At 65.8% G+C, this 14,494-nt stretch carries 15 protein-coding genes; 7 read left to right on the top strand and 8 right to left on the bottom strand.

What is annotated here, in order from left to right; all coding sequences use genetic code 11:
- Positions 1-25: 25 nt before the first annotated feature.
- The 3 genes from BMI85_RS14865 to choV are packed head-to-tail and all read left to right on the top strand — an operon-like array spanning position 26 to position 2,571.
- Entirely contained in the window at positions 26-667 is a 642-nt protein-coding gene (locus BMI85_RS14865; RefSeq protein WP_078601822.1) for a hypothetical protein, read from the top strand.
- Between the two features lie 18 nt (positions 668-685).
- Complete coding sequence (gene choW, locus BMI85_RS14860; RefSeq protein WP_075775542.1) at positions 686-1,522, top strand: choline ABC transporter permease subunit; 837 nt, start codon at positions 686-688, stop codon at positions 1,520-1,522.
- Complete coding sequence (choV, locus tag BMI85_RS14855; RefSeq protein WP_078601821.1) at positions 1,519-2,571, top strand: choline ABC transporter ATP-binding protein; 1,053 nt, start codon at positions 1,519-1,521, stop codon at positions 2,569-2,571. Before choW ends, choV begins: the two co-directional genes overlap by 4 nt.
- Before the next feature lie 117 nt (positions 2,572-2,688).
- Here the strand turns inward: choV and BMI85_RS14850 are convergent, their stop codons facing one another.
- Both BMI85_RS14850 and BMI85_RS14845 read right to left on the bottom strand, forming a co-directional pair.
- Positions 2,689-3,594, bottom strand: a complete 906-nt coding sequence (locus BMI85_RS14850) for a DMT family transporter (protein WP_078601820.1) — start codon at positions 3,592-3,594, stop codon at positions 2,689-2,691.
- A gap of 54 nt (positions 3,595-3,648) precedes the next feature.
- Positions 3,649-4,260, bottom strand: coding sequence for a LysE/ArgO family amino acid transporter (locus tag BMI85_RS14845; RefSeq protein WP_078601819.1), 612 nt, complete (start codon positions 4,258-4,260; stop codon positions 3,649-3,651).
- A 95-nt stretch (positions 4,261-4,355) separates the two neighbouring features.
- On the opposite strand from BMI85_RS14845, the gene BMI85_RS14840 reads away from it, so the two are divergent.
- A complete protein-coding gene (locus tag BMI85_RS14840; protein WP_078601818.1) occupies positions 4,356-5,210 on the top strand; it encodes a LysR family transcriptional regulator ArgP in 855 nt (284 codons plus the stop codon).
- 135 nt (positions 5,211-5,345) lie between these two features.
- Positions 5,346-5,681 carry a cupin domain-containing protein gene (locus tag BMI85_RS14835; RefSeq protein WP_078601817.1) on the top strand — a complete coding sequence of 112 codons (336 nt, stop codon included), beginning with the start codon at positions 5,346-5,348 and terminating at the stop codon, positions 5,679-5,681.
- A 10-nt stretch (positions 5,682-5,691) separates the two neighbouring features.
- Here the strand turns inward: BMI85_RS14835 and BMI85_RS14830 are convergent, their stop codons facing one another.
- Positions 5,692-6,465 (bottom strand): transglutaminase family protein, encoded by a 774-nt coding sequence (locus BMI85_RS14830; RefSeq protein ID WP_078601816.1) that lies wholly within the window; start codon positions 6,463-6,465, stop codon positions 5,692-5,694.
- 207 nt (positions 6,466-6,672) lie between these two features.
- Between BMI85_RS14830 and BMI85_RS14825 the strand changes: the two genes are divergently transcribed.
- Positions 6,673-7,575 carry a Stf0 family sulfotransferase gene (locus BMI85_RS14825; RefSeq protein ID WP_078601815.1) on the top strand — a complete coding sequence of 301 codons (903 nt, stop codon included), beginning with the start codon at positions 6,673-6,675 and terminating at the stop codon, positions 7,573-7,575.
- Positions 7,576-7,625: 50 nt separating this feature from the next.
- Here BMI85_RS14825 and BMI85_RS14820 read toward each other — a convergent pair whose 3' ends face one another.
- From BMI85_RS14820 to BMI85_RS14800, 5 genes are all read right to left on the bottom strand, one after another.
- Complete coding sequence (locus BMI85_RS14820; protein ID WP_078522873.1) at positions 7,626-8,057, bottom strand: peptidylprolyl isomerase; 432 nt, start codon at positions 8,055-8,057, stop codon at positions 7,626-7,628.
- Positions 8,058-8,251: 194 nt separating this feature from the next.
- A complete protein-coding gene (locus BMI85_RS14815) occupies positions 8,252-8,992 on the bottom strand; it encodes a YebC/PmpR family DNA-binding transcriptional regulator (protein ID WP_078522874.1) in 741 nt (246 codons plus the stop codon).
- A 109-nt stretch (positions 8,993-9,101) separates the two neighbouring features.
- Complete coding sequence (locus BMI85_RS14810; RefSeq protein WP_078547516.1) at positions 9,102-9,497, bottom strand: hypothetical protein; 396 nt, start codon at positions 9,495-9,497, stop codon at positions 9,102-9,104.
- 12 nt (positions 9,498-9,509) lie between these two features.
- Complete coding sequence (locus BMI85_RS14805; RefSeq protein ID WP_078522876.1) at positions 9,510-11,288, bottom strand: SLC13 family permease; 1,779 nt, start codon at positions 11,286-11,288, stop codon at positions 9,510-9,512.
- A 133-nt stretch (positions 11,289-11,421) separates the two neighbouring features.
- The gene (locus BMI85_RS14800; protein WP_078522877.1) at positions 11,422-12,237 is read right to left on the bottom strand and encodes a TIGR00282 family metallophosphoesterase; all 816 of its coding nucleotides are present in this window, start codon (positions 12,235-12,237) and stop codon (positions 11,422-11,424) included.
- A gap of 158 nt (positions 12,238-12,395) precedes the next feature.
- Here BMI85_RS14800 and BMI85_RS14795 point away from each other — a divergent pair, with 158 nt between their 5' ends.
- The gene (locus tag BMI85_RS14795; RefSeq protein ID WP_078601814.1) at positions 12,396-14,414 is read left to right on the top strand and encodes an ASKHA domain-containing protein; all 2,019 of its coding nucleotides are present in this window, start codon (positions 12,396-12,398) and stop codon (positions 14,412-14,414) included.
- The last annotated feature ends 80 nt before the right edge of the window (positions 14,415-14,494 follow it).

The following is a 14,494-nucleotide window of genomic DNA, read 5'->3' as shown; positions in this document are numbered from 1 at the left end:
GAAATATTCGCGCGGGCGACAGGGCATGACCCTCCGCCCCCGCTTCCCCTCGGTCCGCGCCCTCACCGGCGCGGCCCTTCTCTTCGCGGGGATGATCGCAGCGCCCCTCACCCCGGCGCGCGCCGCGGATTGCCCAGATGCCGAGGCCCTGCACGCGGCGGGCGTCACGCTTACCCGCAACAGCCCGAAAATGGCGCAGGCCTATCGCTACGAGAACGGCACGCTGACCTCCTACCGGGTCGACGATCCCGAGCTTGGCCGGCCGCCCAAGCGCGAGCGCTACGACCATCCGCTGGCGGTGAGCCTGCAGGAAATGGACGGGCGCAGCTTCGCGCTCATCTATGACGACGACCCCACGCGGCTCGACCAACTGCCGCAGCTGGGCAACTGGCGCACCCCGGTGAGCCTGAAAGTCGACGGCGAGACCAAGGATCGCGGCACCATCTCCTACGCCTATCGCGGCACCGGCTCGGTGCAGATCGGCGCGTGCCGCTACGATGTCTGGCAGGTCGTCGAACGGATCGCGATGGGCAAGCTGCGCACCGCCTTCCTCAAGGAATTTTCCCCCAAGGCCGGGCTGGTCCTGCGCGTCACCAAGCTCGACCCCGAAACCGGCAAGGCACAATCGCAAGTCGCCTTCGACCGCATCGAAACGCGCCAGAAATAACAACTCGCAAGGACAGTTATGAACTGGTTGACCGAAACCAAAATCCCCGTGGGCAAGACGGCCAAGATCGTGATCGACTGGCTGCAGGACCACGCCGCGCCGCTCTTCGACGCGCTCTCCGTGGCGCTCAAAGCGCTGATCGACGCAACGCTCTGGGTGCTGCAAGGCCCCCCGCCCCTTCTCGTGATCCTCGCCTTCGCGGTGATCGCCTACCTGCTGCAGCGCAGCTGGAAGATCTCCCTTCTCGTGATCGTGGGCTTCCTGTTCATCCTCAACCAGGACTACTGGGAGGAAACCACCGAGAGCCTCACCCTCGTGATCGCCGCCTGCGTGGTCTGCATGGGCATCGGCGTGCCGATCGGCATTGCCGCCGCCCACCGTCCGCGCCTGTATTCGGTGCTGCAGCCGGTCTTGGACCTGATGCAGACGCTGCCGGCCTTCGTCTACCTGATCCCGGCCATCGTCTTCTTCGGCATCGGCATGGTGCCGGGCCTGATCGCGACCGTGATCTTCGTGCTGCCCGCGCCGATCCGCCTGACCCATCTGGGCGTCTCCTCGACGCCGGACACGCTGACCGAGGCCGCCCAATCCTTCGGCGCCACCAAGAGCCAGCTCTTGTGGAAGGTCGAACTGCCCTATGCCACCCCGCAGATCATGGCCGGTCTGAACCAGACGATCATGCTCTCGCTCTCGATGGTCGTGGTGGCCGCGCTTGTCGGCGCTGACGGCCTCGGCGTGCCAGTCGTGCGCGCGCTCAACACCGTCAACACGGCGCTCGGCTTCGAGTCCGGCTTCGTGATCGTCGTCGTCGCCATCATCCTTGACCGCATGCTGCGCCGCGGAGGTTCGAAATGACCCAGACCAAAGCCAAAACCGCCGTCAAATTCGACAATGTCTCCATCGTCTTCGGCGACCGCCCGCAAGAGGCGCTGCCCCTGATGGATGAAGGGCTCTCGCGCCCCGAGATTCAGGAGCGTACCGATCAGGTGCTGGGCGTGCATGACTGCTCGGTCGAGGTGCCCGAAGGCGAGATTCTCGTGCTGATGGGCCTCTCGGGCTCGGGCAAATCGACGCTGCTGCGCGCGGTGAACGGGCTGAACCCGGTCGTGCGCGGTCAGGTCGAGGTGCATGACGGCGAGCGTCTCGTCGACGTCACCCATGCCGACCCCGCGACCTTGCGCAAAATGCGCCTCAACAAGATCGCGATGGTCTTCCAGCAATTCGGCCTGCTGCCCTGGCGGACCGTGCGCGAGAATGTGGGCCTCGGCCTCGAACTCGCCGGCATGAGCAAGGCGGAACGCCGCAAGAAGGTCGACACCCAGCTGGAACTGGTGGGCCTGTCGGACTGGGCCGACCGTCAGGTGGCAGAGCTGTCGGGCGGCATGCAGCAGCGCGTGGGCCTCGCCCGCGCTTTCGCGACCGACGCGCCGATCCTTCTGATGGACGAGCCCTTCTCCGCGCTCGACCCGCTGATCCGCACCAAGCTGCAGGACGAGTTGCTGGAGCTGCAAAACAAGCTCAAGCGCACGATCATCTTCGTCAGCCACGACCTCGACGAAGCCTTCAAGATCGGCAACCGGATCGCGCTGATGGAAGGCGGGCGGATCGTGCAATGCGGCACCGCGCGCGACATCATCGCCAAGCCCGCCAACGGCTATGTGGCCGATTTCGTGGCCCATATGAACCCGCTCGGCGTGCTGACCGCAGAAGACATCGCCGACCCGGTCGGCACGCCCACCGGCGACGCCACCGGCGCGCCCATGCCCGCCGACGCGCCCGTGCGCGACGTGATGGAGCGGCTGCGCTACGAGCCCGCCGTGCCGCTCACCGATGGCCGTGTCGTGACCCGCGAGGGCGTCATCACGCGGCTCATCGACCCCCAGCGCAGCGCCGAGGCGAGCTGAGGGACGCTTCGCGGAGGATATTTTGACCAAGCCGAAACCAAGGCGCGCGCGCCCCTTCGGCTTGGCTCAAATATCCCCGCCGGAGGCATCCGACATTTGCAGGAAAGCGCCGCGCTATCAGATCTTGGTGGCAGGCGGAGGCGGCGTCACCCGGCGTTTGAGCTGCGCCTCGCGGAAGGTCATGTAGCTCACCGCGCCGATGATGATCGCACCGCCCAGGATCACGTAAGGGTCGGGACGCTCGCCGAAAATCGTCCAGCCCGCAATCGCCGCCCAGACCAGCTGCAGGAAGATCACCGGCTGCGTCACCGTCACAGGCGCCGCGGCGAAGGCCCGCGTCATGCAATAATGCCCACCCGTGGCGAACACTGCCACCGCGCCCAGCCAGAGCGTCTCCGACAGCGTGATCGGCTCCCATTTCCAGATCGCCACCGGGGCGAGCGCGACGGTCACCACCAGCGTCATCATCGCGACCACCGTGCCGGCGGGCACGTAATCCGTCAGCCGCTTCGCCGCGAGATAGGCGCCGCCGAAGAACAGCGCCGCGCCAAGCTGGGCGAGATGGCCCGGCTCGATCGCGCGCATCCCCGGGCGCAGGATGATCAGCGCCCCGATCAGTGCGACGATCACCGCCGTCACGCGTCGCCAAGCCAGCCCCTCACCCAGCAGGAGCGCACCGCCCACCGTCACCACAATCGGGTTGAGGTAGTTGATCGCAGTGACATCGGCGATCGGGATATTGCTCATCGCGAAGAACCAAAGCCCCACCGCCACCGCATGCAGCGCCCCGCGCACCCCGAACAGCGCCCAGACCTGAGGCGGAAACTTCTGGCGCAGGATGCGGGCCAACGCGGGCGCGAAGAAGATCAGCCCCCACATGAAGCGCACGAAGGCCGATTGCGCGGCGGGCACCTGATCGCCCAGCCAGTGAACGATGATGTTCACCATCACGAAACAGGCGGTGGTGGCGAGCATCCACAGGATGCCGATCAGCGGTTTGTTGGGTTTGTCTTGCGCGGTCATGACACCTCTTGGACGCTGGTTCGGCACCGCGCGCAAGGGGCGGCTTTGTGTCGGTTATAATGCGCCCGCCGCGAGCTTCCAGGCGATCGAGCCCATCAGCACCGCGATCAGCGCATCGAGCACCCGCCATGCGCTCTCCTTGGCGAAAAGCGGCGCCAGAAGCCGCGCGCCATAGGCCAGCGCGAAGAAGAACACGAAGGAGGCCAAGATCGCGCCCGAGGCGAAGCTGATCCGCGCGCCCGCGAACTGCGCCGAGACCGCGCCCAGCAGCACCACCGTATCGAGCCAGACATGCGGGTTCGCCCAGGTGAAGGCGGCCACCGTCACGAGGACGGCGCGTAAGGACGGCGCGCTGCCTGCGCTCGGGTCGAGATGCTCGCCGCCGCGGATCGCCGCCAAAGCGGAGCGGATCGCATACCAGCTAAGAAAAGCGACACCGCCCCAGCGCAGCGTCTCCGGCAGCCATGGCAGCGCGGTGGAGGCGGCAGCGAAGCCCGACACGCCAAGCGCGATCAGCACCGCATCGGAGAGCGCGCAGAACAGCGCCACCGCGAAGACATGCTCGCGCCGCAGCCCCTGACGCAGCACGAAGGCGTTTTGCGCGCCGATCGCCACGATCAGCCCGAGCCCCAGCTTCAACCCTGCCCAGAATGCCACCAATTCCATCCGCCTCACCCCCAGTCTGCTCAGAGACGCTTCTCAGTGCCGGGGCGTGCGTATAAGTTCAACTTAATTAAACTAACTCTGTATAAGTAAAACTTATGTTCGACTATGCCGCGCTGGATGCGCTCGCCACCGTGATCGAGACCGGAAGCTTCGAGGCCGCCAGCGCGCGGCTCGGGGTATCGCAATCGGCCGTCTCGCAACGGGTCCGCCAGTTGGAGGAACGCATGGGCGCGGTTCTGGTGATCCGCGCCACGCCCTGCCGCGCGACCGAGGATGGCGCGCGGCTGATCGCCCATCTGCGCGAGGTGGCGCTTCTGGAAACCGAGCTTGCGCCCTCCGAGACCCCGCCGGTTCTGCGCATCGCGGTGAATGCGGACAGCCTCGCGACTTGGGTGCTGCCCGCGCTGGCCGAGGTCGAGGGTGTGCGTTTCGATCTGGTGATCGACGATCAAGACCATTCGGCGGGGCTGTTGCGCCGCGGTGAGGTCGCGGGCGCGATCACTGCCGATGAGGGGCCGATTGCGGGCTGCGACAGCGTGAGCCTCGGGCGGCTGCGCTATATCGCGACGGCGAGCCCGGATTTCGTCGCGCGCTATTTCCCGGACCGGATCGACCGGCACTCCTTGCGCGCGGCCCCTGCCCTGCAGTTCAACGCCAAGGATCGGCTGCAGGACCGCTGGGCCTCGATGATCGCGGGCATGCCGATGGGGCTGCGCGCGCATCGTATCGGCTCGACCGAAGGTTTCGTGGAGGCCTGTCTGCGCGGCATGGGCTGGGGGCTGAACCCCGAGGCGCTGGTGCGCGCGCATCTGGAAAGCGGCGCGCTGGAACGGCTGGGCCCGGCGCCGATCGACGTGCCGCTCTACTGGCAAAGCGCGAGGCGGCTGAAAGCCCCGCTCGCGCCGCTGACCAAAGCGCTGCGGCAGGCGGCGAAAGCGGTGTTGTTGTAAGGGGCCGATTACAGGGCGTTGCGCGCGGCTCGTTCCGGCCAGAGCGGCTCCCCGGCCTGAGCGCGCGTTGCCCGCGGCCTGCGCGGCGCGCATAGTGATGGATGTCCCGCAGGCTTGTCAGGAGGAGAGACGCCCATGGAGCTACCCGATTTCATTCAGGCCTTCCCCGCCCTCGACCTGCCCTTTCCCGAAGATCAGGTACGCAGCCACGCGATCCGATCGGAGACGGGGCTGGTGGTGTTCTTGCACTTCCTCACCGATTTCGACCTGCCGGCCCATGCCCATAAGGGCCAGTGGGGTACGGTGCTCGAAGGCGAGGCGGAGCTGACCATCGCAGGCGAGACCCGGGTCTATCGCCCCGGCGAGAGCTATGAAATCCCCGCCGGCGCGGAACATTCGGCGCGGCTCAAGGCGGGGACGAAAGTGATCGACGCCTTCGAGGAGGCCGATCGCTATCCGCTGAAAGCCTGAGGGACCACGCTCAGACCCGGACCACCGAGACGCTCTGGTTGATCAGCATCGCGGGGGCCTGCGATTCCATGAAGGCCACGTCATAGGCATCGCGCCCCACCGCGACCAGCGCCATATTCTCGGCCCCGCACATGCCGGTCGCATCGACGAGGTGCCACGCGCCATCGAGCCAGACCTCGGCCACGGCGTGGAAATCCTGCGGCCACACATCCGGCCCGTAGGAGGACGCCATGCGCGCCGGGATCTGAGCCGCGCGCACCATCGCGCAGAACAGATGCGCGTAGTCGCGGCACACCCCTGCCCGGCCCGCGAAGGTCTCGAGCACGTTGGTGTCGCTGTCCGACGCGCCGGGCACGTAAGACAGGTTCTTCTCGATCCAGTCGCGGATTGCGGCGACTTTCGCCCCGCCCTGCAGATCGCCGAAGCGCTTGCTCACGAAGGAGACAAACTTGTCCGACTGCACGTAGCGCGAGGGCCGGATATAGGGCGCGGCCTCGGCGGGCAGTTCGTGCAGCTGTGCCGCCCGCATCTGGGTGAGGTCGATCGCCGGACGCGTGATGTCGATCAGCGCCTGATAATGCAGCGTCATCTGCGTGCCCACCTGCGCCCAGATCCGCTCGCCCACGCCGCAATCGCCCGCGATGCGGCCCACGCTCGCATCGCCGAGATTCATCGACGCGCTGACGATTTCCTGCCCCGGAGCCTGCGCCGCTTCGAGCACCAGCGCGACCGTATTCGGCTGCGGGAACTGGTATTGCATCTGCACGTCGACCGAAATGCGCATGGCGGCTCCTTCTCTCGGGATTCAGGTGGTGTCACTGGGATGGAGCGCGCCGCGTAACAGAGACACGTCGGTGGGGAAAGGGGGGCGCCGAGGGTTTGGTTCCCTATCGCACGCCGGAAAGCCGAACCCGCTGGACCGGGCTGGTCGTGCGCCTCGAGACCGTCCATGATACAGGTGCGAAAACGCCCCGGGACAAAAAGGTGAGTAATGGCGCCCAACGATAGCTACAGACCGGCTTGCCTGCTCGTCTTTTCCACCCAGAGGACCGGCAGCTCGCTGCTTTGCGACTATCTGCAACGCGCGGGTTTGGGAAAAGCGGGCGAATTTTTCCTGCTTTTGATGCGCAGCAAACCCCGCAATGAGATCACGCCTGCGGATTTCTTCGCCGCGGCTGAAATGGGGCGTGGCGAAAACGGAACCTCGGCGATCAACGTGATGTCGAACCAGCTTGCTCCGATCGCGGAAGCCTTTTTCGGCAAACCGGCCTATGAGGCTTTGGAGCCGGTGGCGGCTCACGCACAGTTCATCGACGCCTATGCAAATATCTTCGGGTCGAGCGCCTATCTGCGCATCTCTCGCAGCGACCGCGTCGCGCAGGCGGTCTCGCGTCTCGTGCATCGAAAGAGCGGCGTCGCCCATGTGAAAGCCGGAGAGGCGCAACGCACGCCGAACCACAAAGCCGGCAGCGGCGATCCGGTCGACGAGATCACCGGGGCGGACCTTGCCCACGAAATCTTTCGGATCGATCAGGACGAAGCCCATCTCGATGCGGTTCTCGCGCAACTCGACCAGCCCGTTTTCGCCCTCACCTATGAAGACCTGATCGAAGACCCGGAGCGACAGTTTCAGGCCATCTGGCAGTTTTTCGGCTGGGGTGATTTCGAGACGCCCCTGCGCACGGACCACACTAAGGTGACCAAGACCGCGGATCTCACCGTTCTGCGGACGAAACTTGCCGCCTATCTGGGGGCCGATCCGGAGAGCAGCGATGCGGACCTGCTCGCGCTGTGCCGGGCCCGCAATGCGCAGGAAGGTCACGGCACCCGCAGCGCGAAACGAACTGGCGGCCTGAGCAGGCTCCTGCGACGCGGCGCACGCTCGCGCGCATGAAAAAAGGCGCCACGAGGGCGCCTTCTCAAGCTCTGGAAGCAAACGCAGGCTTACGCGTCGATCTTGACGAGTTCCACGTCGAAGGTCAGCGCCTTGCCGGCGAGCGGGTGGTTCGCGTCGAGGACGAGTTCTTTCTCGTTCGCCTCGGCGACGGTCACGTTCACGGTCTGACCGTCCTGGGTCTGAACCTGAAGCTGGGTGCCCGGCTCGGTCGGGATGTCGTCGGGGATGTTCGCGCGGTCGACCGACTGCATGCGCTCGGGGTGATGCTCGCCATAGGCCTCTGCGGGCTCGACGCGCACGGTGCGCTTTTCGCCCTCTTCCATGCCGGTCACGCCCTTGTCGAGGCCGGGGATGATCTGGCCGGAGCCGAGCGTGAAGGACAGCGGGTCGCGGCCTTCCGAGCTATCGAAGACGGAGCCGTCGTCCAGCTTGCCGGTGTAGTGAAGATGCAGGGTGTCGCCAGCCTTTGCTTGGGTCATGGTGATATCCTTTCGCGGGGAGATGAATTTGCCGAGGCCACGGGGTTACGCGGGTGCTCGGAGCGTCACGCGACAAACTGGGGGTTCTGACCCGGAATGTAAACCGGGGGGCCGGAATTCGGGTGGTTTTGGGCCGTTTGGGACGCAAAAAGCGCCCCGGAGGGCGCTTTTGACGATTTTCAGGGCATTGGGCCTTACAGCTGCGCTGCGACCTCTTCGGGCACGTCGAAATTGGCGGTGACGGATTGCACGTCGTCATCGTCTTCGAGCGTGTCGATCAGCTTCATCAGCTTCTGCGCGGTCTCCAGATCGACCTCGGTGCGGTTCTGGGGTTTCCAGATCAGCTTGGCTTCCTCGGCCTCGCCCAGTTCCTTCTCCAGCGCGTCGGAGACATCCGAGAGGTCTTCCATCGTGCAATAGATCCAGTGGCCTTCGTCATCGCTCTCGACGTCTTCGGCGCCCGCCTCGATCGCGGCCATCAGCACGGTTTCGGCATCGCCCACGGAGGCGGGATAGATGATCTCGCCCATCCGGTCGAACATGAAGGACACCGAGCCGGTGGTGCCCAGATTGCCGCCGTTCTTGGTGAAGGTGGAGCGCACGTTCGACGCGGTGCGGTTGAGGTTGTCGGTCATCGCCTCGACGATCACCGCGATGCCCTCGGGGCCGTAGCCCTCGTAGCGGATCTCGGTATAGTCATCGCCATCGCCCGCTTGCGATTTCTTGATCGCGCGGTCGATCACGTCTTTCGGCATCGACTGGGACTTGGCCGCTTTCACGGCGAGGCGCAGGCGCGGGTTCTTCTCGGGATCGGGGTCGCCCATCTTGGCGGCGACCGTGATCTCCTTCGAGAGCTTGGAAAACATCTTCGAGCGCGCCGCATCCTGCTTGCCCTTGCGGTGCTGGATGTTGGCCCATTTTGAGTGGCCTGCCATGGGTATCTCCGTTCGGAATAGTCGCGAAATCGACCCCGTATAGTGCGCAACGGGGGGATGATTCAAGATAGATGGGTTGCAGGCGGTGCCGGGCGCCCGCCATTGCCGATCAATGCGGCAGCTTGAGGACCCCGTCGGGCTGGCTGCGCGAGGGGATCGGCTCGGGAGTCTTGAAGCTCCAGCGGCGGCCTTGCGCGTCCTTCAGCGTGACCTCGGCATAGGGCTGGAAGATATTGCCGACCGCGACGCCGCCGAGATAGCTCGGCTCGAACCGGGTCACCTGATAGCGCATCGGATGCGGGCACCCGGCCAGATCGCCGGTATACTGGCCCGAGATATTCGCGTGGCAGACCGTGCCGTCGATGAAGGAGACACGCATCACGGTGCCCTGAAAGGTCACCCGGTCGGGCCAGGAGGGTGCGCGGGTGCCCTGCCCCGGCACACAGGCGGCGAGCGCGAGCGGTGCGAGAAGCGACAGGGCGGCGAGACGGGCGGCAAAGCGCATGGGGGAACCTCCTCAGAAGGGCCAGATCAGCGGGATCAGCAGGCAGGCGGTCAACCCGGTTACGATATCCATCGGGATGCCGACGCGCAGGAAATCGGTGAACTTATAGCCACCGGGGCCATAGATCATCATGTGAGTCTGATACCCGATCGGGGTCGCGAAGGCCACCGAGGCCGAGAACATCACCGCCACCGCGAAGGGCCGCGGATCGAGCCCGAGGGCAGCAGCCAGCGAGATCGCGATCGGGGTGTAGATCACCGCGACCGCGTTATTCGACAGCAACTCGGTCATGACGAGACCGAGGAAATAGACCACGATCAGCGCGAGCTGCGGCGGCAGCATCTTCAGGAAGGGAGCCACGCCCGAGACGATCAGCTGGACCGCGCCGGAATGCTCCAGCCCCGCGCCGACCACGAGCATCGCGAAGATCAGCGCAAGCAGGCGGCCCTCGATGAAGGTGAAGGCCTCGTCGGTGTCGATGCAGCGGGTCACGAGGATGCCCGCCACCGCCACCATCGCAAGCGCGAGGATCGGGGCCACGCCAAGGGCTGCGAAGATCACCACCGCGCCGAGCGCGCCCATGGCAAGCGGCAGATGCGAGCGGCGATAGGCCCGCGCCTGCGGTTTCGAGACGTCCACGAGGTCCATATCGGCGGCCAAACGCGCGATATCCTCGGGCGCGCCTTCGAGCAGCAGCGTATCGCCCACCACCACGATCAGATCGTCGAGCTGACGGCCGATATTCTGGTTCCGGCGGTGCGCGGCCAGCGTGTAGACCCCGTAGCGGCGGCGCAGGCGCATATCGCCCAGACGCTGCCCGATCATCCGGCAGCCGGGCGAGATCAGCACTTCCACCGTCTCGGTCTGCACCGAGGACAGCTTGTCGACCATGCGCAGGTCGCGGTTCTTCTGCATCCCCAGAAGCTCTTCCATCTCGGAGCGGAGCACGACGCGGTCGCCCGCCATCAGTTCGACAGAGGCGAGGTCCCGGCGCAGCGAGGCATCGCCGCGCAGCACGTCGATCACCCGCACGCCTTCGCGCTTGAACGTGTCGGTCTCGAGCACCGACTCGCCGATCAGCCCGCTTTCCTCGGGGATCGCGACCTCGGTGAAATATTTCATCTTCGGACGGTCGCCGAGCATGAAGGAGAGCGATTGCCGCTCGGGGATCAGCTTCGGCGCGAAGATCGCGAGGAACGTCCCGCCGACCAGACAGATCGCGAAGCCCAGAGGCGCGATCTCGAAAATGGTGAAAGGCTCCATCCCCCGCCCCCGCACGACGCCATCGACGAGAATGTTGGTCGAGGTGCCGATCAGGGTGATCATGCCGCCCATCACCGTGACATAGCTCAGCGGCATCAAGAGCCGCGACGGCGAGAGGTTCAGCTTGCGCGCGACCTGAATGAAGACCGGGATCATCACCGCGACGACCGGCGTGTTGTTCATCACGGCGCTCGCGAACATCGTGACCCCGAACATCAACAGTACGGTCAGCTTCGGGTTCTGGTCGATCCGCGATTCCGCATAGCGCGTCATCGCGTCGAGCGCGCCGGTCCGCACAAGGGCGCCGACGATCAGGAACATGAAGGCGATGGTCCAGGGCGCCGGGTTCGACAGAATCGCGGCGGCGTTCTCGTAGGGCACGAATCCGAAGATCAGCATCAGGGCCGCGCCCGCCATGGCGGTGACCTCTGGCGGCCATGTCTCGCGGACGAACATGACGAACATCCACCCCACGACGAGAAGGGCCGCGACGGCGGTCTCGGTGCCGGTGAAGGGCAGTTGGATCATGTCAGGCTCTCGCGTAAGCGCATCGGCCCGATACTATCGACACGTGTTGCACGAGCAAGCGCGCTCTGCCCGCGGCAGAGGAAATTTCCACGTAACGGCATGAGGTTCGGGCAACTCGGGACGCGAACGACGCTCAGATTGGCACCGATTGTGCGAGCCTGCCGCCGGTGCGCACCGCTTCGCAGCGGGTGGCGCGCCCGGTCTTGTCGTCGGTCTCGACATAAAAGCCGCAGAGCGTCACCGGACCGCGGGCGGGCGAGAAGCGTTCCTTCGCCATGCCGGTCACGAAACGGCGCATCGGTTCGGCCTTCGCCATGCCGATGACGGAATCGTAATCGCCGCACATGCCCGCATCGGAGAGGTAAGCCGTGCCTTTCTCGAGAATCTGCGCATCGCCGGTGGGCACATGTGTATGGGTGCCCACGACGACGCTTGCACGCCCGTCGCACCAATGGCCCATCGCCATCTTCTCCGACGTCGCCTCGCAATGCACATCCACCAGGGCTGCTTGCACCGCCCCGCCCAGCGGGTAGCGTTTCAGCTCTGCCTCGATGGCCGAGAAGGGATCGTCGAAGGCGCGTTTCATGAAGACGTTGCCCAGAACCTGCGCCACCAGCACCTTGCGCCCGCGCCGGTCCTGAAACACCCGCGCGCCCTTGCCCGGCGCTTCCTTGGCGTAGTTCACGGGACGGATGATGCGCGGCTCGCTCTCGATGAAGCGCAGCATATCCTTCTGATCGAAGGCGTGATCGCCCAGCGTCACCACATCCGCGCCCGCATCCAGCAGAAGCTTCGCATGATCACCGGTAAGCCCCATGCCGCCCGAGGCGTTCTCGCCATTGACCACGACGAAATCGAGGCGCCACTCCTCGCGAAGTTTCGGCAGGGTTTCGGTGATCGCGGCGCGGCCCGCGCGGCCCATCACATCGCCTAGAAAGAGTATCTTCATGGCCCGATTAGATAGAACGCGGCGCTGGGGAGAGCAATGGGCGGCGCGCATCGGCTGCATGATGATGATGACGATTTCTCATGCAGGCGCGTCGGTTGCGGGCTTTGCTCTGCCCCGCTTGGGCCCTAGAACGGGGGCAAGGAAAACGGGAGCGCGATATGGCCGACGACGTGCAGGTGATCTTTACCCCCTCTGGAAAGCGGGGGCGCGTGGCGCGTGGCACAAGGGTGCTCGCAGCGGCGCGCAAGCTGGGGGTCGACCTCGATTCCGTCTGCGGCGGGCGCGGCGTGTGCTCGAAATGCCAATGCACACCCTCCTTCGGAGATTTCCCGAAACTCGGCCTGCATGTGGAGCCGGACGCGGTCAGCCCGATCAATGCGGTCGAGGAGCGCTACGACCGGATTCGCGGGCTGAAACCGGGGCGGCGTCTGGGCTGCCAGACCGAGATCCTCGACGACGTGGTGATCGACGTGCCGCCCGAAAGTCAGGTGCACAAACAGGTCGTGCGCAAGGCAGCCTCCGAGCGCGTGATGGAGATGGATCCGGCGACGCGGCCCGTCTATGTCGAAGTCGCGGAACCGGATATGCACCGCCCCGAGGGCGACTTGCAGCGGCTCTCGCAGGCGCTGGAAAAGCAATGGCAGATCAAGGGCGTGTGCGCCGATCTTGATGTGCTTCGGATGCTGCAGCCCGCGCTGCGCAAGGCCGAGTGGAAAGTCACGGTCGCGATCCACGATGCGGGCGACGGGCCGCGCGTGACCGGCATCTTCCCCGGCGTGCGCGAGGTGCCGCTATATGGGCTGGCGATCGACCTTGGCTCGACCACCATCGCGGGGCATCTGGTCGCGCTCGATGACGGGCGAGTGCTGGCGAGCGCGGGCGTGATGAACCCGCAGATCCGCTTCGGCGAAGACCTGATGAGCCGGGTCTCCTACGTGATGATGAACCCCGGCGGCGATCAGGAAATGACCAATGCCGTGCGGGACGCAATGGGCGATCTGGCGCGCCAACTGGCAGGCGAGGCGAAGGTCGAGACGGGTGAGATCGTCGAGGCGGTCGTGGTCTGTAACCCGGTGATGCATCACCTGCTGCTGGGCATCGATCCGGTGGAGCTGGGTCAGGCGCCCTTCGCGCTGGCGACCTCGGAAAGCCTTGAATTCGCCGCGCGCGAGATCGGCATCGAGGCCAGCCCCGGCGCGCGCGCCTATATCCTGCCGCTGATCGCGGGCCATGTCGGCGCGGATGCGGCGGCGGTGGCGCTGTCGGAGGCCCCGCAGAAGCGCGACGACCTGTCTCTGATCGTCGATGTCGGCACCAATGCCGAGATACTTCTTGGGAATAAACAACGGGTTCTGGCCTGTTCTTCACCCACCGGCCCCGCCTTCGAGGGCGCGCAGATCTCCAGCGGCCAGCGCGCCGCTCCGGGCGCCATCGAGCGCATCGAGATCGACCCCGCGACCAAGGAGCCGCGCTTCAAGATCATTGGCAATCACCACTGGTCGACCGATCCCGAATTCGGCACGCCCCGGATCACCGGCATCTGCGGCTCGGGCATCATCGAGGCCGTGGCCGAGATGCGGATGGCCGGGATCGTGGACACGTCGGGGCTGATCGGCTCGGCCGAGCAGGTCGGCACGCCGCGCTGCGAGCCGTACGGGCGTACCCATGAATACGTGATCTATGACGGCGGCGAGGAAGGCCCGCGCATCACTGTCACCCAAGGCGACATCCGCGCGATCCAGCTGGCGAAATCCGCGCTCTATGCGGGCGCGCGTCTGCTGATGGACGAGATGGGCGTGGACACGGTCGACCGCGTGGTGCTGGCCGGTGCGTTCGGCGCGCATATCTCGCCCAAGCACGCGATGGTGCTGGGGATGATCCCGGATGCGCCGCTCGATCACGTCACCTCGGCGGGCAACGCGGCGGGCACCGGGGCGCATATGGCACTGTGTTCGGTGAAGGCGCGGCGCGAGATCGAGGCGCAGGTGCATCAGATCACCAAGGTCGAGACCGCGATCGAGCCCCGCTTCCAGGAGCATTTCGTGGCCGCGAACGCGCTGCCGCACGCCACCGCCCCCTTCCCCGAGCTGCGCAAGATCGCACCGCTTCCGGAGGTCAGCTTCAACACCGGCGGATCGGGCGAGGATGGCGGGCGCAGGCGCCGCCGGCGCGGCTGAGGCGGGCCTTCGGGCCTCGCCTCGGGGCGCTGCGAGACGCCCGATTTCAGGCCGGATCAGGCTGCACACGGTTTCGTGAT

It is taken from the genome of Thioclava sp. DLFJ4-1, from assembly GCF_002020145.1.
In the GTDB taxonomy this organism is placed as follows: domain Bacteria; phylum Pseudomonadota; class Alphaproteobacteria; order Rhodobacterales; family Rhodobacteraceae; genus Thioclava; species Thioclava sediminum.
The sequence above is the reverse complement of the archived record's forward strand: the minus strand, read 5'-3'. Positions and strand labels throughout refer to the sequence as shown.

Coding starts and splice junctions, on each gene's coding strand:
- BMI85_RS14865 (WP_078601822.1), top strand. CDS start 26: ATGACCCTCCGCCCCCGCTTCCCCTCGGTCCGCGCCCTCACCGGCGCG.
- BMI85_RS14845 (WP_078601819.1), bottom strand. CDS start 4,260: ATGGAATTGGTGGCATTCTGGGCAGGGTTGAAGCTGGGGCTCGGGCTG.
- BMI85_RS14820 (WP_078522873.1), bottom strand. CDS start 8,057: ATGACCCAAGCAAAGGCTGGCGACACCCTGCATCTTCACTACACCGGC.
- BMI85_RS14830 (WP_078601816.1), bottom strand. CDS start 6,465: ATGCGCATTTCGGTCGACGTGCAGATGCAATACCAGTTCCCGCAGCCG.
- BMI85_RS14800 (WP_078522877.1), bottom strand. CDS start 12,237: ATGAAGATACTCTTTCTAGGCGATGTGATGGGCCGCGCGGGCCGCGCC.
- BMI85_RS14815 (WP_078522874.1), bottom strand. CDS start 8,992: ATGGCAGGCCACTCAAAATGGGCCAACATCCAGCACCGCAAGGGCAAG.
- BMI85_RS14825 (WP_078601815.1), top strand. CDS start 6,673: ATGGCGCCCAACGATAGCTACAGACCGGCTTGCCTGCTCGTCTTTTCC.
- BMI85_RS14850 (WP_078601820.1), bottom strand. CDS start 3,594: ATGACCGCGCAAGACAAACCCAACAAACCGCTGATCGGCATCCTGTGG.
- BMI85_RS14835 (WP_078601817.1), top strand. CDS start 5,346: ATGGAGCTACCCGATTTCATTCAGGCCTTCCCCGCCCTCGACCTGCCC.
- BMI85_RS14805 (WP_078522876.1), bottom strand. CDS start 11,288: ATGATCCAACTGCCCTTCACCGGCACCGAGACCGCCGTCGCGGCCCTT.
- BMI85_RS14840 (WP_078601818.1), top strand. CDS start 4,356: ATGTTCGACTATGCCGCGCTGGATGCGCTCGCCACCGTGATCGAGACC.
- BMI85_RS14795 (WP_078601814.1), top strand. CDS start 12,396: ATGGCCGACGACGTGCAGGTGATCTTTACCCCCTCTGGAAAGCGGGGG.
- choV (WP_078601821.1), top strand. CDS start 1,519: ATGACCCAGACCAAAGCCAAAACCGCCGTCAAATTCGACAATGTCTCC.
- BMI85_RS14810 (WP_078547516.1), bottom strand. CDS start 9,497: ATGCGCTTTGCCGCCCGTCTCGCCGCCCTGTCGCTTCTCGCACCGCTC.
- choW (WP_075775542.1), top strand. CDS start 686: ATGAACTGGTTGACCGAAACCAAAATCCCCGTGGGCAAGACGGCCAAG.